Here is a 20,211-nt window from a genome sequence, read left to right as displayed (position 1 = left end):
GCAATGACCTGCGCTTATTTGACCCAGCGCACGAAGGCGACCGAGGCCGCGGTCGACAGCCCGAATACCGCCATGGCGCCGCCGACCAGCGCGAACAGGGTCCAGGCCGGAGCCTGCGCCATCATGAGGCCGCCGCCGCCGATCGCGACGATCAGCAGCCGCGCGGTGGAGGCGAGCACGGGACCGCCGACCCGCGCCGCGCCTTGCGAGGAGAAATACAGCGACACGCCCACGCCGAAGAACACGAAGGTCGGGCCTGCCCAGTGGAAGTAGCTGTGCGCGGCGGCGGCAACGCCGGGATCCCTGGTGAAGAGCGAAACCCACAGGGATGGATCGAGCGCGATGATGAGGCCGATCAGGCCGACGGTAAGTCCCGAGGCCCCGGCCGCGGTCCAGGCCACGCGCCGCGCGCGCTTCACCTGTCCGGCGCCCATCGCCATGCCGACCATCGGCACCGATGCGATGCCGAAGGCGAAGGTGATCGGGATCAGCAAGAATTCCAGTCGCGAGCCGATGCCGTAACCGGCCAGCATCTCGGTGCCGAAGGTCGCCAGGATCTTGGTGAAGATCAAAATGGTGAGCACGGTCTGGAGCGGCGACAGGCAGGCGACCGCGCCGACCTTGAGGATGTCGAAGAACAACGCGCGATCGAAATGGAAGGCGCCGAAATCCAGCGGCAGCCGGCTGCGGCCGGACCAGAGATACCAGAGGAAGAAGATCGCAGCGCAGGTGAATGCGATCAACTGACCGGCGGCCACTCCGGGCATGCCGAATTGCGGCACGCCGAACAGGCCGAGCCCCAGCGTGCCGCCGAGCGCGATCTGGAGCACGCTCGTCCCGATCAGCGCCATCGAGGGCAGACGCATGTCGCCGGTGCCGCGGATCACCGAGGCCAGCGTGTTGACGAGCCAGATCGCGACCGCGCCGGAGAACAGCATTTGCGAATAGCCGCTGGCTTCCTCGAGCACACGCTCGCGCCCGCCCAGCAGCGCGAAGAACGAGCGGCCGAAGACGAGCATCGTCACCGTGAAGAAAAGCCCGCCGCAGAGGCCGATGATGGCGGCATGCAGCGCCAGCGTCGCCGCACGGTTCCGGTCGCCTGCGCCGAGCGCGCGGCTGATCGCAGACGAGACGCCGCCGCCCATCGCGCCCGCGCTCATCATCTGCGTCAGCATGGCGAATGGAAACACCAGCGCGATCGCTGCGAGCGGAATGGTGCCGAGCCGGCCGATATAGGAGGTCTCGGCGACCGCGACCAGCGTGCTGCCGACCATCGCGATCATGTTGGGGATCGCGAGCCGCAGCAGCGTCGGCAGGATCGGGGCCGTCAGCAAGCTGGCGATGGGCGAGGCGACCGGGGCAGGCGGCGGCATGGCGTCTATCGAGGCGTCGATCGTCATGTGTCACCGCGCGGAATATTGGATGATGATCGACATATTATATGGCGCGCAGCGCCGGCACCAGCCGCGCCTCACGCAGGGCTCACCAGGGCAGGCCGCAGAGGTCGATAGTGCCGAGTGTCGGCGCGCTGACGATGTTGCAGACATAGGGCGCCATGTGGGTGAAGCGGATCCGCCCCTCCGGCTGCTCGCAATAGACCTCGCCCTTGAAGGGGAGCCAGCTGCGGGCCTCGTAGAACGCGACATTGTGCGGCTCGCAGAACAGCAGCGCGAAGCGGACCGCCTCGTTGGCGCGCATGGTATGCACCGCGGCATCGATCGCCATGGTCGCATAGCCGCGGCCGCGCCGGTCCTCCCGCGTGCAGACGCCGCCGATGCCGCCGATGTGAACCTTCTGCCCGTTCCAGGTGACGGTGCGAAAATAGATGCCGACATGGCAGACGAGACCATCCTCGGGCGTCTCGATCAGAACGCGCAGGTCGGCATTGGCCCATTTGACGTGGGCCCAGGGCTGCTTCCCGACGATATCAGGTCCGAAGACCGCCTGGTGCAGCGGCTCCGCGATCCGCCAAGAGGCGTCGCCGTTCAAAATGTCGATCTCGATGCTCATGGCTCTCTCTTTCGCGTCTCCGCGCCGTCGGTGCGTGTCGTTCTGCCATAAGCACCTCAAAGGCAATGATATTTTATGGCCTGGTTCAAACGCCCTACATTCTTGCGACGATTTTATGCAATCCGGCTAAGCCGCCGCACCATGCCTTTTGGAAAATTCGCGGTATTTAACAGCCGCGGAACCTTCTATAAGGGGTGACCGTTAAGTCTCGTTCCCCATCAGTCGCGGACAACACCCATGACCTTTACGCTGCCCCCACTCCCCTACGCCTATGACGCCCTCGGACAATTCATGTCGAAGGAAACGCTCGAATTCCACCACGACAAGCATCATCAGGCCTATGTCACCAACGGCAACAACGCGCTCAAGGGCACCGAATGGGAAGGCAAGTCCCTTGAGGAGATCGTCAAGGGCTCGTTCGGCAAGAACCCCGCGGTGTTCAACAATGCCGGCCAGCACTACAACCACATCCATTTCTGGAGCTGGATGAAGCCCAATGGCGGCGGCACCAAGCTGCCGGGCAAGATCGAGAAGAAGATCAACGAGGACCTCGGCGGCTTCGAGAAGTTCAAGACGGACTTCCAGGCGGCCGGCGTCGGCCAGTTCGGCTCCGGCTGGTGCTGGCTCCAGGTCAAGAACGGCAAGCTCGAGATTTCCAAGACCCCGAACGGCGAGAATCCGCTGGTGCACGGCGCCACCCCGATCCTCGGCTGCGACGTCTGGGAGCACTCCTACTACATCGACTACCGCAACCGCCGTCCCGACTATCTGAAGGCGTTTGTCGAGAACCTCGTGAACTGGGAATACGTCGAGTCGCTGTTCGACAAGGCCTGAGTTCGACGAGGCCTGGGCTTCACGCATTCCGGGGCCGGCTTTGCCGCTCCGGAATGACGGAATTGAAAGGCGGTCGAGGCGCGGCCGCCTTTTTGTTGTGCGGAATTCGCACTTCGCCTCGCATGGCCCTGCGCGAGGTGCGCATCGCTCCCGTCATCGTACTGTTTGCATCGCATCTGCGGCGCCCTTAAGCAGGACGGGCATCGCCCTCGAGCCGAACGCGCCCGTTGTCAGATCCTTCCTCGAAAGACCCGGCATCCGCCGAGGACGCGGAATCCGAGCCGCGGCCGGGTCGCGTGCGCAAGCCGATCGGCTGGTCGACCATCATCATCGCAGCCCTTGTGGCGGTGAGCGCAGGTCTGGTCTGGCGGCGTGATGGCACCGACGGTGTTCTCGAGATACTGACCCACGATCTCTCGCTGTTCGGCGGCATCCTGCCCCGCGTGCTGGCCGGCTGCCTGCTCGGTGCGTTCATCTCCGAGATCCTGCCGCACGAAAAAGTCTCGCGCGCGCTCGGGCCGAAATCGGGCCTGAAAGGCCTTCTGATCGGCACCGCCTTCGGCGCGATCCTGCCCGGCGGTCCCTTCACCGCCTATCCCGTGGCGAGTGCGCTGCTGGCGGTCGGCGCCGATTTCGGTGCCACCATCGCCATGGTCGTGAGTTGGACCTTGATCGGCTATGGCCGGGCGGTCGCCTGGGAAATCCCGATTATGGGCACCGACTTCACGCTGTGGCGCATCCTCATCTCGCTGCCGTTGCCGGTGCTCGCAGGCGCGCTCGGCCGCTTCGTCTATGTCCGGCTTTGTCCGAAGCCGGCCATGAAGGACGACGAGACATGAGCGCCGCGCTCCTGATCGACATCCTGTTGTGGGTTCGGTGTTCGGCGTTGGCCTGATCGCCTTTCGCCGTGGCCCACCGGTGTTCAAGGCCTCGCTGCGCGAAGGCTCGATGGACTTCATCAACATCGTGCCGCGGATCGCGCTGGGGGTGATCGGCTCCGGCTACATCGCCGCTATCATCCCACAGGAGGTGATCAGCGGCTGGCTCGGCCCGGACAGCGGCTGGCTGGGGGTCGCGACTGCCGTGGTCGCCGGGGCCGCGACGCCCGGTGGCCCGGTAATCGGGTTCTCGATCGGGACGGTGGCCCTGAAATCGGGTGGTGGGGTGCCGCAGGTGGTCGCCTATGTCGTCGCTTGGGCGCTATTTGCCTTCCAACGGGTGATTTTGTGGGAAGTTCCGTTCATGCCGGCCCGTTTCGTCTGGTTCCGCTGCGCGGTTTCGGTGCCGTTCCCGTTCGTCGCCGCCGCCATCGCCATGCTGATCGGCAAACCCTGAGCCCGGCATGGACAGCTGTAATGTTATAATATAACATCCAGGAATGGTTCCCGCCGCGTCCCAAGCCCATCATAGCGATCATGCTCATAGCCATTCCCATGACGACGGGCATTCGCATGGACACGATCACACCCACGCACATGTCCACGGTGCGGCCTCTCCGCATCCGGCTCAGGCGGCGCACTGGTCGATCCTGCGCATGACGATGGCCGCCCGTCTCGCGGCCGCGCTCGCGGTCTGCGCCGTGCTTTGGGGCGTGGTCTTCCTGGCGATGAGGTGACCATGGCGGCGCTGCATTTCCACAACGTTACGCTCGGCTATGACCGCCATCCGGCCGTGCACCACCTCAATGGGGAGGTCGCGCCGGGCGCGCTGCTGGCCGTGATCGGCCCGAACGGCGCCGGCAAGTCGACGCTGCTGCGCGGCATCGTCGGCATCCTCAGGCCGCTCGACGGCAGCATCCATCTCGGCGGGCTCGACAGCCGCGATATCGCCTATCTGCCGCAGAGTGCGGAGATCGACCGCAGCTTCCCGATCTCGGTGCTGGATTTCGTCGCCACCGGGCTGTGGCGTGGGACCGGCCTGTTCGGCGGCATCGGCAAGGCGGCGCGCGAAAAGATCCTCCGCGCGATCGCTTCCGTTGGCCTCAACGGTTTCGAAAACCGCCCGATCGGAACGCTCTCGGGCGGCCAGATGCAGCGCGTGCTGTTCGCGCGCGTGCTGCTCCAGGACGCCCGGCTGATCGTGCTGGACGAGCCTTTCAACGCCATCGACAGCAAAACCACGGCCGATCTGCTGGCGCTGGTGAAGCACTGGCATGGCGAGGGCCGCACAGTGCTCGCCGCACTGCACGACATGGAGATGGTGCGCACCCATTTCAGCGAGACGCTGGTGCTGGCGCGCGGCCCCGTGGCGTGGGGCCCGACGGCGGAGGTGCTGACGCCGGAAAACCTGATGGTGGCGATGCGGATGTGCGAAGCCTTCGACGACAGCGCCGCCGCCTGCTCGGCCGATGATGCCCGCTCACGGGCGGCTTGATATCCGATGCTCTATGACGCGTTGATCGGCCCGTTCACCGAATTCGAGTTCATGCGACGTGCGCTCGCGGCCGTTATCGCGCTGTCGCTCGCGGGTGCGCCGATCGGCGTGTTCCTGATGTTGCGGCGGATGAGCCTGGTCGGCGACGCCATGGCACATGCAATCCTACCCGGCGCCGCTGTCGGTTTCCTGCTCTCCGGTCTCAATCTGTTCGCGATGACGGCCGGAGGCCTGATCGCAGGTTTTGCCGTCGCAATCCTCGCAGGCCTCGTCGCGCGCTCGACCGGGTTGAAGGAGGATGCCTCGCTCGCGACCTTCTATCTGGCCTCGCTGGCGCTCGGCGTCACCATCGTCTCGATCAAGGGCACCAATATCGACCTGCTGCACGTGCTGTTCGGCAATATTCTCGCGATGGACGACCAGACGCTGCTGGTCGTCGCATTCAACGCCACGGTCACGCTGCTGGTGCTCGCCGTGATCTACCGTCCGCTGGTGATCGAAAGCGTCGATCCGCTGTTTTTGCGCACCGTCAGCCGGGCCGGCGGGCCTGCGCATCTCGCTTTCCTCGCGCTGGTCGTGATCAACCTCGTCAACGGCTTTCAGGCGCTCGGCACGCTGCTCGCGGTCGGCCTGATGATCCTGCCGGCCGGCATCGCGCGGTTCTGGTCGCGCGATCTCACCGTCATGATCTGCATCGCGGTCGTCGCTGCCGCCGTGTCCGGCTATGCAGGTCTCGTGCTGTCGTTCCAGACCCGTGTGCCGTCGGGTCCTGCGATCATTCTGGTGGCAAGCGCGCTCTACACCGTCTCCGTCCTGTTCGGCCGGGTCGGCGGCGTCGTTAGGCAGCTGTTTCCCGGCCGGCATTTGGAAGCGTGATAGCGATGCGGCGCATCCTGCTTTGTGTGCTTATGCTGATCGCCTCGCCGCTGCACGCCGCTGAGCAACTGAAAGTCGTCGCGAGCTTCTCGATCCTGGCCGACTTCGTCCGTAATGTCGGCGGCGACCGGATCAATCTGACGACGTTGGTCGGGGCCGACAGCGACGTCCATGTCTACGCGCCCGCGCCAAGCGATGCGAAGCGGATCGCGGACGCAAAGCTGGTCATCGTCAACGGGCTTGGTCTCGAGGGCTGGCTGCCACGGCTCGTGCAGTCCTCGGGCAGCAAGGCGCAGGTGGTTATCGTGAGCGCCGGCATCGCGCCGCTCAAGCTCGGCTCGGCCGCAGATCCGCATGGCTGGCAGTCGGTCCCCAACGCCAAAATCTACGTCACCGACATCGCCAATGCGCTGGCCGCGGTCGACCCGGACGATGCGGAGTTCTTCCGCGCCCAGGCCAAGGCCTATTTGGAAAAGCTCGAAACGCTCGACCGCGAGGTCCGCGAAGCCGTGGCCAAGATCCCGCAGGAGCGTCGCAAGGTGATTTCGACCCATGACGCTTTCGGCTATTTCGCCGCCGAATACGGCGTCCAGTTCATCGCGCCCTTGGGCGTCTCCACGGAAACCGAGCCCAGCGCGCGGGACATCGCCACCATCATCGGCCAGATCAAGGCCCAAAAAATCCCCGCCGTGTTCCTGGAAAATATCAGCGACGACCGGCTGATCCGGCGGATCGCGGCGGAGACCGGCTCAAAAGTCGGTGGGACCCTGATTTCGGACGGTTTGACCGGCGAAAAGGGGCCTGCACCCACTTACATTGATATGGTCAGGCACAATATAAAGGCCCTGACCAGTGCGCTTGACCACTAGGGCAGGGGCCACCCCGCCTCGCGTCGCGCGAAAAGCCCGAAGTCCGGAGTTGTTATGTCTGAAGCGACCGCCCCAAAAATTCCCGTGACCGTCCTGACCGGCTATCTCGGTGCGGGCAAGACCACGCTGTTGAACCGCATCCTGTCGGAAAACCACGGCAAGAAATACGCCGTCATCGTCAACGAATTCGGCGAGATCGGCATCGACAACGACCTCATCATCGGTGCCGATGAGGAAGTGTTCGAAATGAACAACGGCTGCATCTGCTGCACCGTGCGCGGCGATCTCGTGCGCATCATGGAAGGCCTGATGAAGCGCAAGGGCAAGTTCGACGCCATCATCGTCGAGACCACCGGTCTTGCCGATCCGGCCCCCGTCGCCCAGACCTTCTTCGTCGACGAGGACGTGCAGAAGAACGCGCGCCTCGATGCGGTGGTCACGGTTGCGGACGCCAAATGGCTATCCGACCGCCTCAAGGATGCACCTGAGGCCAAGAACCAGATCGCCTTTGCCGACGTCATCGTGCTGAACAAGATCGATCTCGTTTCCAAGGGAGAACTTGCCGAGGTCGAGGCCCGCATCCGCGCCATCAATCCCTATGCGAAACTGCATCGCACCGAGCGCTGCTCGGTGGCTTTGGCCGACGTGCTCGATCGCGGCGCCTTCGATCTCGACCGCATCCTCGACATCGAGCCGGACTTCCTGAATGCCGAGGATCATGACCATGATCATCACCATCACGGTCACGACCATCACGATCATGATCACGGCCACGGCCTGAAGCACTATCACGACGAGGACATGCAGTCGCTGTCACTCAAGACCGACAAGCCGCTCGATCCGAACGTGTTCATGCCCTGGCTTCAGAACCTGGTGCAGGTGGAGGGCGGCAAGATCCTGCGCTCCAAGGGCATCCTTGCTTTCCACGACGATGATGACCGCTACGTCTTTCAGGGTGTCCACATGATGCTGGAGGGCAACCACCAGCGCAAATGGAAGGACGGCGAGCCGCGCGAGAGCCGCCTCGTCTTCATCGGTCGCGAATTGCCGCAAGACCTCATTCGCCAGGGTTTTGAGAGCTGCATCGTCTCGTGATGAAAGAGTTTACGCCACCCGCCGATTCCGCCTCGATCGTCTCCGTCACCGAGCGCGTCAAATCGCTCGCGCTCGGCATGGTCGTGACCTCCGTGCATTTCCTTGGCAACCGCGCCGCCTTCGTCGGCGGCGAGGAGAATGTCGCGCTCGTGGATAGCCAGGGTGAGATCAGCAAGATCGCCGTGCACAGCGGCGGCATTCTCTCGGCCGCCTCCGACGGCAAGCGCCTCGTGATGGGCGGCGACGATGGAAAAGTCGTGTCGCTCGAGGCCAAAGGCGAAGTGACGCTGCTTGCGACCGACCCGAAACGGCGCTGGATCGATGCGGTGGCGCTGCATCCGGACGGTGCCTACGCCTGGTCGGCTGGCAAGACTGCTTTCTTCAAGAGCGGCAAGAGCGAGGAGAAGTCGCTCGAGGTGCCCTCGACCGTCGGCGGCCTCGCGTTTGCGCCGAAGGGCCAGCGTCTCGCGATCGCCCATTACAACGGCGCGACGCTGTGGTTTCCCAACATGGCGGGGTCGGCCGAATTCCTGCCTTGGGCCGGCTCGCATCTCGGCGTCACCTTCAGCCCGGACAACAAATTCCTGGTCACCACGATGCACGAATCGGCGCTGCACGGCTGGCGGCTTGCCGACAACAGGCACATGCGCATGACCGGCTATCCCAGCCGCGTCCGCTCGATGTCGTGGAGCGCGGGCGGCAAGGCGCTGGCGACCTCGGGCGCCGACACGGTGATCCTGTGGCCGTTCGCTAGCAAGGATGGCCCGATGGGCAAGGAGCCAGCGATGCTCGCGCCGCTGCAGGCGCGCGTGTCGGTCGTCGCCTGCCACCCCAGGAACGACATCTTCGCCGCCGGCTACAGCGACGGCACCGTGCTGATGGTCCGTCTGGAGGACGGCGCCGAGATCCTCGTCCGCCGCAACGCCACGCCCGCAGTCGCCGCGCTCGCCTGGAACGCGAAGGGGACGCTGTTGGCGTTCGCCGACGAAAATGGTGATGGCGGCCTGCTCGAGCTTTAATCTGTCATCGTTCCGACCGTGGATGGGGCCATGTGGCGCGCAGCCGTCGAGTTCCGGCCGCCACGGGCGGGAACCGCAGAGCGGCAATTTCGTTGATCCCGCAGACAAAGGCGGTGATCGACATGCCCGGCCAATATGACAAGCGCAGACTGAAGCTCGACTTGATGGTCGCCTGCTCGCTGTTCGCGGCAGGCGTCGTGGTGTCAGGCATGTCGCTGGCGCAAATCCGCGCCGAGACCCGGATGCAGACAGCCCAAGCGACGCAACCCCTTCAGGGCACGCCGTCCGACGATCAGAATAAGCCCGCGGAAGCCAAGCCCGGCGGCGACCGGCCGACCACGCCCGCCCCAGAGCCCGCGCGGCCCGAACCGCAGACGCAGGGCGCTGCCGGCGCGGCGAAACCAGCATTGCCGCCAGCCCCAGCCGAGAAGATCGCGCCGCCGATCGAGAGGAAGTAGGTTCTGCATCTACGCGGGTGCTGTCATCGTCCGCGAAGGCGGCCGATCCAGTATTCCAGAGGCTGTGCGTGGATACGGAGATGCTGCGGCGTACTGGATGCCCCGCCTGCCGCTTACGCTAAAGTTCGGCGCGCCTGGACCTCAACCTCGGCTAAGCCTTGGCGTAGCCGGGTCGCGGGGCATGACAGCAGTGGCCGTGGCGCGACGCCGCCTCACCGCACCAGAACATTCCGGAACTGCCAGGGATCGCTAGTGTCGATGTCCTCCGGGAACAGTCCCGGACGGTCCGTCAGCGGCGTCCAGTCGGTATAAAAACCCTTCACCGGGCCGAGATACGGCAGCTGAATTTCCAGCAGACGATCGAAATCCATCTCGTCGGCTTCGACGATGCCCTCGTTCGGGTTTTCCAGCGCCCACACCATGCCGCCGAGCACGGCGGAGGTCACTTGCAGGCCGGTGGCGTTCTGATAGGGCGCGAGCTTGCGGGTCTCTTCGATGGAGAGCTGCGAGCCGTACCAGTAGGCATTGTTGTCATGGCCGAACAGCAGCACGCCGAGTTCGTCGATGCCGTCGACGATTTCGTTCTCGTCGAGGATGTGGTGCTTTTCCTGCATCTTCGCGGCGCGGCCGAACATTTCATGCAGCGACAGCACGGCATCGTCAGCCGGATGATAGGCATAGTGGCAGGTCGGCCGATAGACCGCCGTGCCCGATGCGTCGCGCACGGTGAAATAGTCAGCGATCGAGATCGACTCGTTGTGGGTGACAAGGAAGCCATACTGCGCGCCGCGGGTCGGGCACCAGGTGCGCACGCGCGTGTTGGCGCCGGGCTGCATCAGATAGATGGCAGCGCCGCAGCCGGCTTCGTGAGTCCGCGCATTCTCGGGCATCCATTTTTCGTGGGTGCCCCAGCCGAGCTCGGAGGGCTGCACGCCTTCCGACAGGAAACCTTCCACCGACCAGGTGTTGACGAAGACATCGGGCTCTTTCGGCTTCTTGGAGCGCTGGGTGTCGCGTTCGGCGATATGGATGCCCTTGATGCCGGCTTGTCGCATCAAGTCCGCCCATTCGGCTTTTGTCTTCGGCTTGGGGGCATTGAGCTTCAGATCGGCGGCGACGTTGAGCAGCGCCTGCTTGACGAAAAACGAGACCATGCCGGGATTGGCACCACAGCAGGAGACGGCCGTCGTCGACCCCGCAGGGCGCGCCTTCTTGGCGGCCAGCGTCGCTTCGCGAAGGGCGTAGTTGGAGCGCGCTTCCGGGCCTTTCGAGGAGTCGAAATAGAAGCCGAGCCAGGGCTCGTTGACGGTGTCGATATAGAGAGCGCCGAGCTCGTTGCAGAGCTCCATGATGTCGGTGGAGCCGGTGTCGACCGAGAGATTGACGCAAAAGCCCTGGCCGCCGCCCTCAGTGAGCAGCGGGGTCAGCAACTCCCGATAATTGTCCTTGGTCACGCCCTTCTGGATGAAGCGCACATTGTGCTTCTCGCAATGAGCCTTGCGACCCTCGTCCTTTGGGTCGATCACGGTAACGCGCGACTTGTCGTAATCGAGATGCCGCTCGATCAGCGGCAACGTGCCTTTGCCGATGGAGCCGAAGCCGACCATGACGATGGGACCAGTGATCTTCGCGTAGATCTGCGAGGCGGGGCTCATGGGATGGTTTCTCCGGAACGTGCTGGCGAACAAATGGTGAGGGATGGCTCAGGCGCTGCGGCGCTTGGCGGTGGCTTCGATTTCGACCTTCATCTCGGGCTTGTAGAGCGCCGAGACGACGAGAAGCGTGGCGGCCGGGCGGATCTCGCCGAGGACTTCGCCGCAGACCGCGAAATGCGCGTCCGCATCCTTGATGTTGGTGAGGTAGTAGGTCACGCGGACGATGTCGGCCATCTCGAAGCCACCCTCCTTCAGGGCAGCTTCGATGGTCTTGAAGCAGTTGCGTGACTGGCTCGTGACATCGGCCGGCATCGTCATGGTGGTGTAGTCGTAACCGGTGGTTCCCGCGACGAAGGCGAACTCGCCGTCGATCACGGCGCGGCTGTAGCCGGCGGTCTTCTCGAACGGGGAGCCGGTGGAAATCAGGCGGCGGGACATGGTCGTAGGCCTCGACTGAAGAGGAATTTCGTGGGGTTTACGCAATTTGCCGGCCTGCGCAACCCCAAAGGAATGGAGCTTAACGCAGGCACAGCCGGGCGTTGCCGCTTAACGCGGCTAGGTCGTCGCCATCATGGCGATCCTTAAGCCGCGCGCGCCTGGAGGGCGCGAACTACCCTTCGTTTGGGCAGGGCCGCACCAGTCGGGACGATCATCCCGGCGGCGCCGTCCAGCGCGCCTGTTGTGAATTCGATCGCCAGCAGGCGGTCGCGCTCGAACGGACCGGGCAGCGACAGCTCGCCGGTGTTGGCGGCCAAGAAGCCGAAGCGGGCGTAATAGGGGGCATCGCCGAGCAGGATCACGGCGGCATGCCCGCGCGCCCGGGCGGCAGCCAGCGCTTGTTGCATCAGCGCGGCGCCGATCCCGAGCTCGCGGCAGGCAGGGTCCACTGCCAGCGGTCCGAGGACCAGAGCGGGCCTGCCTCCGGCGCTGACGTGCCACAGCCGCACGGTTCCCACGAGCTTCCCCTCGCGCATCGCGGCCAGCGCAAGGCCGGCAGCGGGTGCGCGTCCGTCACGCAGGCGCTGACAGGTACGGCCATGGCGGTTCTCGCCAAAGGACGCATCGAGCAGCGCTTCACGCATCGCAACGTCGACAGCACGCTCCGCACGGATCGCGAACGGAGCGGCTTTCGAAGTGGGGTCAATTTGTGTCTTCCGAAGAGCAGTCATGGCGCGTCAGTCCCCGCTTGAAACTGACGTGCGCAAAGCACGCCAGTTCAAGGCGTCGTCAGAGATCGAAATGTCAGGGAGGGAGCCGGCAAGCCGGCTCCCGGGTTCGTCAGGCCTCAGACGCGAGGCGGATCAGATGTGGTAGGTTTTCAGCGGCGGGATGCCGTTGAAAGCCACCGCCGAGTAGGTCGACGTATAGGCCCCGGTGCCTTCGATCAGCAGCTTGTCGCCGATCTCGAGCGTCACCGGAAGCGGATACGGGTTCTTCTCGTACAGCACGTCGGCGCTGTCACAGGTCGGGCCCGCGAGCACGCACGGCGTCATGTCCGCGCCGTCATGCGGGGTGCGGATGGCGTAACGGATCGACTCGTCCATGGTCTCGGCGAGACCGCCGAACTTGCCGATGTCCAGATAAACCCAGCGCACCTCGTCCTCGTCGCTCTTCTTCGAGATGAGCACGACTTCGGACTCGATGATGCCGGCGTTGCCCACCATGCCGCGGCCCGGCTCGATGATGGTCTCCGGAATCTGGTTGCCGAAGTGCTTGCGCAGCGCGCGGAAGATCGAGCGCCCGTAGGTCACCACCGGCGGTACGTCCTTCAGGTACTTGGTCGGGAAACCGCCGCCCATGTTGACCATGGTCAGGTTGATGCCGCGCTCGGCGCAGTCGCGGAACACCTGCGAGGCCATTGCCAGCGCACGGTCCCACGCCTTCACCTTGCGCTGCTGCGAGCCGACATGGAAGGAGATGCCGCACGGCTCCAGGCCCAGACGCTTGGCAACGTCGAGCACGTCGACGGCCATCTCCGGGTCGCAGCCGAACTTGCGCGACAGCGGCCATTCGGCGCCGGCGCAGTCATAGAGGATGCGGCAGAACACCTTTGCGCCGGGCGCGGCACGGGCGACCTTCTCGACTTCGGCGGCGCAATCGACCGCGAACAGCCGAATGCCGAGCGCGAAGGCGCGCGCGATGTCGCGCTCCTTCTTGATCGTGTTGCCGAAGGAGATGCGGTCGGGCGTCGCACCGGCGGCCAGCGCCATCTCGATCTCGGCGACCGTCGCGGTGTCGAAGCAGGAGCCCATGGAGGCGAGCAAAGCCAGCACTTCCGGCGCCGGGTTCGCCTTGACGGCATAGAACACGCGGCTGTCGGGCAGCGCCTTGGCAAAGGTCTGGTAATTGTCGCGCACGACTTCGAGGTCGACGACGAGGCACGGCTCGGTGTCGAGGCCCTCGCTGCGGCGGTTGCGCAGGAATTCCTGGATACGGTCGGTCATAGCACTCTCCCAAACGGCCCAGCGACGGGGATCCGTTCAAAAAATGACGTCGGATAAGAGCGCTCCGGCCAGATCGCGCGATGGAGGCGCGACGAGCCAAAGACTCACATCAGACTGTGCTGCCGTGGATTGGTTGGGAATGTTCCCGCCCGCACACCTGGCAATGAAGGACAAGCCTTTTCAGTAGCCCGCGCCGGCGTTGGACTGCCGGTAGAGACCAAAAAAGCCCGATCCGTCGTTGCTTTAAGTCGCGTCCCCCGTTGAGAGCGGGGTGCGCCGGTTCGCCTCCGGCTGCCAGTCACGGTTGCAAAGAGCAAAGTCACCTTCGACAAGGCATCTCTTTGAGAGAGATGCTGGACGCTCCGGGTTTGCTTTCGTCTTCCGGCGATGAGCCTTCCGACTTCCACACTTCCGAAGAGCCCCTCGGCTTCTTCACCCCTTGGCGGCTGTCCGGCCTCTTGTCCGGATACCTACCGACTGACACACGACCACAGGCACGTGCGAAATTGGGCAATCCGCACATAAGTGTTTTGACTCTGCTTCGCAAGAGATTTTTTAGGCTGCGAACAGAATTGCCTAACATCTGCTTGCGCAGTGTTGCGCGCGCGACGCGAAAGATGAACGCGCGTTAAGTTTTCTGCGCGGCGCGCGTCACTCGCGAGCGTCCGCGCTTCAGCCGCGCTTCGTGAACGGCTCGACGCGTTGAGCGGCGCGGATGAAGGCCGTCATCACGAGCACGCCGAGCGCAAACAGCGTGGCCTGAAGGATGTGCGTGCCTTGCTCGCCCAGCCCGAACAGGATCGCGAGCGCCCAGCCGCCGGCAAACGCCGCGCCGAACACCTCGGCGCCGATCAGGATGGCGGCGCTGACGACGGTGATGACGCTCGGCCAGACGATCCGACGGGAAGACGAGGAGGTCGCGTTCATGAGCTCAGGGGTCCTAGGCTTGGAGGGCCGCAATCTCACCGAAAAGGCAGCCGGGAGCAAGGGCAAACGGCCCAAAAAAGCCCTATCGCGTGCTATAGCTGGCCGCAACAATCGAGCCACAAATCGGGACTTGTAATGTCAGAACCCCGCCAAACTACGGACTCCGAGACCAACCCGCTGCTGAAGGCGTGGGTGACGCCGTTTGCGACCCCGCCCTTCGACGAAATCAAGCCGGAGCACTTCCTCCCGGCCTTCGAGCAGGCCTTCGCCGACCACTCCGCCGAGATCGCAGCGATCACCAACGACCCGACCGCGCCCGACTTCGCCAACACCATCACGGCGCTGGAGCGCTCGGGCAAGCTGCTCAGCAAGGTCGCGTCGGTCTTCTACGACCTCGTCTCGGCGCATTCCAACCCGGCCATTCTGGAGATCGACAAGGAGGTTTCCTTGCGGATGGCGCGGCACTGGAATCCGATCATGATGAACGCCGTGCTGTTTGGCCGCATTGCCCAGCTACACGAGAACCGCGCCAATCTCGGTCTGACACCGGAACAGCTCCGCCTGCTCGAGCGCACCTACACCCGCTTCCACCGCTCCGGCGCCGGCCTCTCCGAAGAGGCCAAGACGCGGATGGCGGAGATCAACGAGAGACTCGCCCAGCTCGGCACCAGCTTCAGTCATCATCTGCTCGGCGACGAGCAGGAATGGTTCATGGAGCTCGGCGAAGCCGACCGCCAGGGCCTGCCGGAGAGTTTTGTCGCCAGCGCCAAGGCTGCGGCGGAAGAACGCGGCATGGCCGGCAAGGCCATCGTCACCCTGTCGCGCTCCTCGGTCGAACAGTTCCTGAAGAGCTCGGCCCGGCGTGACCTGCGCGAGAAGGTCTACAAGGCCTTCACCGCGCGGGGCGACAACGGCAATGCCAACGACAACAACGCGACCATCGTCGAGGTCCTGAAGCTGCGCGAGGAGAGCGCCAATCTCCTGGGTTATCCGACCTTCGCGGCCTACCGGCTCGAGGATTCCATGGCCAAGACGCCGGAAGCGGTGCGCGGCCTTCTGGAGCGGGTCTGGAAGCCGGCCCGGGCGCGGGCGCTCGCCGACCGCGACGACATGCAGGCGCTGATCACGGAGGAGGGCGGCAATTTCAAGCTCGCCCCCTGGGACTGGCGCTTCTATGCCGAAAAGCTGCGCCTTCAGCGCGCCAATTTCGACGACGCCGCGATCAAGCCGTATCTCGCGCTCGATCACATGATCGCCGCCGCCTTCGACTGTGCCACGCGCCTGTTCGGCGTCACTTTCGAGGAGCGCAAGAACGTGCCGGTCTGGCATCCGGACGTCCGGGTCTGGGAGATGAAGGGGCGGGACGGCAAGCACAAGGCGCTGTTCTATGGCGACTACTTCGCCCGGCCGTCGAAGCGCTCCGGCGCCTGGATGACCTCGCTGCGCGACCAGCAGAAGCTCGACGGCGAGGTCGCGCCGCTGATCCTCAACATCTGCAACTTCTCCAAGGGCGCGGACGGGGAACCCTCGCTGCTGTCGCCCGACGATGCCCGCACCCTGTTCCACGAGTTCGGCCATGGCCTGCACGGCATGCTCTCCAACGTGACCTATCCGTCGCTGTCGGGCACCTCCGTGTTCACCGACTTCGTCGAATTGCCCTCCCAGCTGTACGAGCATTGGCAGGAGCGGCCCGAGGTGCTGCAAAAGTTTGCCCGCCACTACCAGACCGGCGAGCCGCTGCCGGACGATCTGCTGCAACGGTTCCTGGCCGCGCGAAAATTCAACCAGGGTTTCGCCACGGTCGAGTTCGTCTCCTCGGCGCTGATCGATCTCGAATTCCACACCCAGCCGGCCTCCGCCGCGCAGGACGTCCGCGCCTTCGAGAGACGCGAGCTGGAGAAGATCGGCATGCCCGAGGAGATCTCGCTGCGTCACCGTCCGACGCAATTCGGTCACATCTTCACCGGCGATCATTATGCCGCCGGCTATTACAGCTACATGTGGTCGGAGGTGATGGACGCCGACGCCTTCGGCGCATTCGAGGAAGCCGGCGACATCTTCGATCCCGCCGTCGCAAAACGCCTGCACGACGACATCTACTCGAGCGGCGGATCGGTCGATCCGGAAGCCGCCTATGAGGCCTTCCGCGGCCGCCCGCCGGAGCCCGATGCGCTGCTGCGTCGCCGAGGTCTGCTTGACGCCCCGAAGGCGGGCTGATGGGCGTGCGCGCCCTGCTCGGGCTGCTGCTCGCCGCTGGCCTCACCTTTGTGGCCGGGGCGGCGCAGGCGCACCCGCATGTCTGGATCACCGCGACCAGCGAGTTGCTCTATGCCGCGGACGGCACCATCACCGGCGTGCGCCACGCCTGGACGTTTGACGACATGTTCTCGGCCTATGCCGTGCAGGGGCTCGAGAGCAAGACCAAGGGCGTCTATACCCGCGAGGAGCTCGGACCGCTGGCGCAGACCAATGTCGAGTCGCTGAAGGAATATGCCTACTTCACCTTCGCGCGAGCCGACGGCAAGAAGGAGCGATTCCAGGAGCCGGTCGACTACTTCCTCGACTACAAGGATACGGTCCTGACCCTGCACTTCACGCTGCCGCTGAAGAATCCGGTCAAGCCCAAGCAATTGATGCTCGAAGTGTTCGACCGCTCATTCTTCATCGACTTCCAGATGGCCAAGGACAACCCGATCAAGCTGGTCGGCGCGCCCGCCGGCTGCCAGATGAAACTTGAGCGGCCGAGCGACGGCACCGCGAGTGCGCAGAAGCTCAACGAGCAGACCTTCATGAACGGCGAGAACTCCAATTTCGGCATGATGTTCGCCAACAAGATCACGGTGGATTGCCCTTGATCGGTCGTCTTCGTTCGCCGCTTGCCCGCGGGCTTCTCGCCTGCGCCGCCGTTATTGTCGTGCTGGGCGTGGCCGATGCCGCGCTGCATGATCTCCTTGCCCAGAACCCGTTCGGCGCGCCGCGGCCAGCCCCGGCGGCCGAGCCTGAGGCCAGTGGCCTCATCGGCTGGCTCTTGGCAAAACAATCGGAATTTTATCGCCAGATGTCGGCGACCATTCGCGCCGCCAAGTCCGACGGCTCGGCGGTGTGGACGCTGCTCTTCATCTCCTTTGCCTACGGCATCTTCCACGCCGCTGGGCCCGGCCACGGCAAGGCGGTGATCGCCTCCTATCTCGTCGCCAATCGCGAGACTGCCCGGCGCGGCATCGTGCTGTCGTTTGCATCGGCGTTGATGCAGTCGCTGGTGGCGATCCTGATTGTCGGCATCTCGGCCTGGGTGCTGAATGCGACCGCCAGGACCATGTGCAAGGCGGAAGGCGCGATCGAGATCGCAAGCTACGCCCTGATCGCGCTTTTCGGCCTGCGCCTGGTCTGGGTCAAGGGCCGCACCTTCATCCGTGCGCTGCAGGCGGTTCAGCCGGTGCCGGCGATCGCGGGCGTGCCGCATGACCATCATGATCACGGTCACCACCATCATGATGCGCATGATCATCATCGTCACGATCATGCGCACGCCCATCATCACCACGCGCATCACCACGTTCATGACGAGCATTGCGGCCATTCCCACGGCGCCATGCCGAGCGAGCTCGCCGGCCCCGGAGGCTGGGGACGCGGCTTTACCGCGATCCTGACCGTCGGCATCCGTCCCTGTTCGGGCGCGATCCTGGTGCTGGTGTTCGCGTTGGCCCAAGGCCTGTTCTGGGCCGGCATCGCCGCAACTCTGCTGATGGGGCTCGGCACCGCGATCACCGTCGCGGTCATTGCCGTGGTCGCCGTCTCCGCCCAGGACATCGCCGCCCGCCTGAGCGCCGGACGCGACGGCAACGGCGCGCTGTTCATGCGCGGCATCGAAATCGCCGCCGCCGGCCTCGTGCTGCTGTTCGGTGCAGGCCTGTTGTTGGGTTACATCGCGGCCGAACGGACGACGTGTTTCTGAGTTTTTCCCTCTCCCCTTGTGGGCGAGGGTGGCTCGCCGCGTAGCGGCGAGACGGGTGAGGGGTTGTCTCCGCGAGCGATCCTCTTGCAGCTGCGTTCGCCGATAGAACTCCTCATCCGGCGCTTCGCGCCACCTTCTCCCACAAAGGGAGAGTCACACCGGCAAGAACTGCTTCAACGCCGGCATGAAGAAGATCCCGAGATTGATCGCAAAGCCGATGCTCCAGAGGATGGAGCGCAGCGTCGGGCGGTTCCCGAGATAGGTCAGCACATAGGCGATCCGTACGATCAGGAACAGCACCGCGAGCTCGTCGATCATCCGCTGCGGCGAGTCCCGGAATTCGGCCAGCAGCACCGCGAAGGCGAAGAACGGAAAGGTCTCGATACCATTCTGGTGGGCGCCGAGCGCGCGCTGCGCGATGGCCTCTTCGTAGAAGGCGGGATCGCGCGGGCGTGAATTGTCGAACCCGCGAAACCTGATCCATTTGACCGAGACGATCGTCACCAAATAGAGCAGCAACGCTCCGAAGACGCACCATTCCGCGAGTGTCATCTTTCCTCCCCCGCCTCGGTGCGACCCTAGCGAAACCGGCCTGATCTTGACAAGCTCGGGGCAACGCGCGACCCAACGAGCATGACAACCCTAGCCCCTCTCAAGACCACGAAGCCGCTGCCTCAGTCCGGCCAGCCGCGCGTCGGCGTACTCCTGGTCAATCTCGGCACGCCCGATACCGCCGACACGCGCGGCGTGCGGGTCTATCTGAAGGAGTTCCTCTCGGACGCCCGCGTCATCGAGGATCAGGGCTTGATCTGGAAGCTGGTGCTGAACGGCATCATCCTGCGCACCCGCCCCCGCGCCAAGGCGCGCGATTATCTCAAGATCTGGAACACCGAGAAGAACGAGTCGCCGCTCAAGACCATCACGCGCTCGCAGAGCGACAAGCTCGGAGCCATGCTGTCGGACCGCGACCAGGTCACGGTGGAATGGGCTATGCGCTACGGCAATCCCTCGATCAAGTCGGGCGTCGATGCGCTGATTGCGAAGGGCTGCGATCGCATTCTTGCCGTCCCCCTCTATCCGCAATATTCCGCCGCGACGTCGGCCACCGTCTGCGATGAGGTGTTTCGCGTGCTTGCGCGGCTGCGCGCGCAGCCGACGCTGCGGGTGACGCCGTCTTACTACGAGGACGAAGCCTATATCGAGGCGCTCGCCACCTCGATCGAGACGCATCTGGCGAGCCTGTCGTTCAAGCCAGAGCTGATCGTCGCCTCCTTCCACGGCATGCCGAAGGCCTATGTCGACAAGGGCGACCCCTATCAGGACCAATGCGTGGCGACCACCGAGGCGCTGCGGCGCCGGCTCGGCATGGACGAGACAAAGCTGCTGCTGACCTTCCAGTCGCGCTTCGGATTCGACGAGTGGCTGCAGCCCTACACTGACAAGACCATGGAGCGTCTGGCGAAAGAGGGCGTGCGCCGTATCGCGGTGATCACGCCGGGTTTTTCCGCCGACTGCCTGGAGACGCTGGAGGAGATCGCGCAGGAGAATGCCGAGATCTTCAAGCACAATGGCGGGGAGCAGTTTTCCGCGATCCCCTGCCTCAACGACAGCGACCCCGGCATGGATGTGATCCGAACGCTGGTGCTGCGCGAGCTCCAGGGCTGGATATAGTGAGCCTGGATCCGAGGAGCGCCCC

21 protein-coding genes and 1 pseudogene are annotated in these 20,211 nt (G+C 64.5%); 14 read left to right on the top strand and 8 right to left on the bottom strand.

Annotated elements, in window-relative coordinates:
* Nucleotides 1-14: 14 nt before the first annotated feature.
* Together AC0L23_RS21615 and AC0L23_RS21610 are read right to left on the bottom strand one after the other, a co-directional pair.
* The gene (locus AC0L23_RS21615; RefSeq protein ID WP_085350709.1) at nucleotides 15-1,400 is read right to left on the bottom strand and encodes an MATE family efflux transporter; all 1,386 of its coding nucleotides are present in this window, start codon (nucleotides 1,398-1,400) and stop codon (nucleotides 15-17) included.
* 82 nt (nucleotides 1,401-1,482) lie between these two features.
* Nucleotides 1,483-2,010, bottom strand: a complete 528-nt coding sequence (locus AC0L23_RS21610; protein ID WP_085350708.1) for a GNAT family N-acetyltransferase — start codon at nucleotides 2,008-2,010, stop codon at nucleotides 1,483-1,485.
* A gap of 237 nt (nucleotides 2,011-2,247) precedes the next feature.
* Between AC0L23_RS21610 and AC0L23_RS21605 the strand changes: the two genes are divergently transcribed.
* The 10 genes and pseudogenes from AC0L23_RS21605 to AC0L23_RS21560 all read left to right on the top strand — a co-directional run bounded on the left by AC0L23_RS21605 (nucleotide 2,248) and on the right by AC0L23_RS21560 (nucleotide 9,534).
* Nucleotides 2,248-2,844, top strand: coding sequence for a superoxide dismutase (locus tag AC0L23_RS21605; RefSeq protein WP_007597204.1), 597 nt, complete (start codon nucleotides 2,248-2,250; stop codon nucleotides 2,842-2,844).
* Between the two features lie 227 nt (nucleotides 2,845-3,071).
* The gene (locus tag AC0L23_RS21600) at nucleotides 3,072-3,683 is read left to right on the top strand and encodes a permease (protein WP_085350707.1); all 612 of its coding nucleotides are present in this window, start codon (nucleotides 3,072-3,074) and stop codon (nucleotides 3,681-3,683) included.
* Nucleotides 3,680-4,179, top strand: a pseudogene (locus tag AC0L23_RS21595) (hypothetical protein). Before AC0L23_RS21600 ends, AC0L23_RS21595 begins: the two are co-directional and overlap by 4 nt.
* Before the next feature lie 43 nt (nucleotides 4,180-4,222).
* On the top strand, nucleotides 4,223-4,459 hold the full coding sequence (locus AC0L23_RS21590) for a hypothetical protein (RefSeq protein ID WP_039798633.1): 237 nt from the start codon (nucleotides 4,223-4,225) through the stop codon (nucleotides 4,457-4,459).
* Nucleotides 4,460-4,461: 2 nt separating this feature from the next.
* Nucleotides 4,462-5,217: a metal ABC transporter ATP-binding protein gene (locus AC0L23_RS21585; RefSeq protein ID WP_007597191.1), complete on the top strand. Its 756-nt coding sequence runs from the start codon at nucleotides 4,462-4,464 to the stop codon at nucleotides 5,215-5,217.
* A gap of 6 nt (nucleotides 5,218-5,223) precedes the next feature.
* A complete protein-coding gene (locus AC0L23_RS21580) occupies nucleotides 5,224-6,093 on the top strand; it encodes a metal ABC transporter permease (RefSeq protein ID WP_007597190.1) in 870 nt (289 codons plus the stop codon).
* Between the two features lie 5 nt (nucleotides 6,094-6,098).
* Nucleotides 6,099-6,962: a metal ABC transporter substrate-binding protein gene (locus tag AC0L23_RS21575; protein ID WP_085385465.1), complete on the top strand. Its 864-nt coding sequence runs from the start codon at nucleotides 6,099-6,101 to the stop codon at nucleotides 6,960-6,962.
* A 54-nt stretch (nucleotides 6,963-7,016) separates the two neighbouring features.
* Nucleotides 7,017-8,057, top strand: a complete 1,041-nt coding sequence (locus AC0L23_RS21570; RefSeq protein WP_085350704.1) for a CobW family GTP-binding protein — start codon at nucleotides 7,017-7,019, stop codon at nucleotides 8,055-8,057.
* Nucleotides 8,057-9,076 (top strand): WD40 repeat domain-containing protein, encoded by a 1,020-nt coding sequence (locus AC0L23_RS21565; protein WP_085385463.1) that lies wholly within the window; start codon nucleotides 8,057-8,059, stop codon nucleotides 9,074-9,076. The genes AC0L23_RS21570 and AC0L23_RS21565 overlap by 1 nt, the downstream gene beginning before the upstream one ends.
* Before the next feature lie 122 nt (nucleotides 9,077-9,198).
* Complete coding sequence (locus AC0L23_RS21560) at nucleotides 9,199-9,534, top strand: hypothetical protein (protein WP_026232509.1); 336 nt, start codon at nucleotides 9,199-9,201, stop codon at nucleotides 9,532-9,534.
* Nucleotides 9,535-9,746: 212 nt separating this feature from the next.
* On the opposite strand, the gene AC0L23_RS21555 is transcribed toward AC0L23_RS21560, so the two are convergent.
* From AC0L23_RS21555 to AC0L23_RS21535, 5 genes are all read right to left on the bottom strand, one after another.
* Entirely contained in the window at nucleotides 9,747-11,189 is a 1,443-nt protein-coding gene (locus tag AC0L23_RS21555; protein WP_007615186.1) for a homospermidine synthase, read from the bottom strand.
* 48 nt (nucleotides 11,190-11,237) lie between these two features.
* Nucleotides 11,238-11,627: a RidA family protein gene (locus tag AC0L23_RS21550; RefSeq protein WP_085350702.1), complete on the bottom strand. Its 390-nt coding sequence runs from the start codon at nucleotides 11,625-11,627 to the stop codon at nucleotides 11,238-11,240.
* A gap of 143 nt (nucleotides 11,628-11,770) precedes the next feature.
* Nucleotides 11,771-12,358, bottom strand: coding sequence for a GNAT family N-acetyltransferase (locus AC0L23_RS21545; RefSeq protein ID WP_473357427.1), 588 nt, complete (start codon nucleotides 12,356-12,358; stop codon nucleotides 11,771-11,773).
* A 132-nt stretch (nucleotides 12,359-12,490) separates the two neighbouring features.
* Nucleotides 12,491-13,633, bottom strand: coding sequence for a type III PLP-dependent enzyme (locus AC0L23_RS21540; RefSeq protein ID WP_018453321.1), 1,143 nt, complete (start codon nucleotides 13,631-13,633; stop codon nucleotides 12,491-12,493).
* A gap of 672 nt (nucleotides 13,634-14,305) precedes the next feature.
* On the bottom strand, nucleotides 14,306-14,560 hold the full coding sequence (locus tag AC0L23_RS21535; RefSeq protein WP_018453322.1) for a hypothetical protein: 255 nt from the start codon (nucleotides 14,558-14,560) through the stop codon (nucleotides 14,306-14,308).
* A 135-nt stretch (nucleotides 14,561-14,695) separates the two neighbouring features.
* On the opposite strand from AC0L23_RS21535, the gene AC0L23_RS21530 reads away from it, so the two are divergent.
* From AC0L23_RS21530 to AC0L23_RS21520, 3 genes are read left to right on the top strand one after another with little or no spacing between them, the layout of a single operon-like run.
* The gene (locus AC0L23_RS21530; protein ID WP_085361218.1) at nucleotides 14,696-16,777 is read left to right on the top strand and encodes a M3 family metallopeptidase; all 2,082 of its coding nucleotides are present in this window, start codon (nucleotides 14,696-14,698) and stop codon (nucleotides 16,775-16,777) included.
* A complete protein-coding gene (locus AC0L23_RS21525; protein ID WP_085350701.1) occupies nucleotides 16,777-17,415 on the top strand; it encodes a DUF1007 family protein in 639 nt (212 codons plus the stop codon). The genes AC0L23_RS21530 and AC0L23_RS21525 overlap by 1 nt, the downstream gene beginning before the upstream one ends.
* Nucleotides 17,406-18,515 (top strand): nickel/cobalt transporter, encoded by a 1,110-nt coding sequence (locus AC0L23_RS21520; protein ID WP_085361219.1) that lies wholly within the window; start codon nucleotides 17,406-17,408, stop codon nucleotides 18,513-18,515. Before AC0L23_RS21525 ends, AC0L23_RS21520 begins: the two co-directional genes overlap by 10 nt.
* 153 nt (nucleotides 18,516-18,668) lie before the next feature.
* Here AC0L23_RS21520 and AC0L23_RS21515 read toward each other — a convergent pair whose 3' ends face one another.
* A complete protein-coding gene (locus tag AC0L23_RS21515; protein WP_085361220.1) occupies nucleotides 18,669-19,067 on the bottom strand; it encodes an MAPEG family protein in 399 nt (132 codons plus the stop codon).
* An 81-nt stretch (nucleotides 19,068-19,148) separates the two neighbouring features.
* On the opposite strand from AC0L23_RS21515, the gene hemH reads away from it, so the two are divergent.
* Nucleotides 19,149-20,186 (top strand): ferrochelatase, encoded by a 1,038-nt coding sequence (hemH, locus tag AC0L23_RS21510; RefSeq protein ID WP_085361221.1) that lies wholly within the window; start codon nucleotides 19,149-19,151, stop codon nucleotides 20,184-20,186.
* Nucleotides 20,187-20,211 lie beyond the last annotated feature (25 nt).

Source organism: Bradyrhizobium sp. MI1.4 (assembly GCF_055811315.1).
The sequence above is the reverse complement of the archived record's forward strand: the minus strand, read 5'-3'. Positions and strand labels throughout refer to the sequence as shown.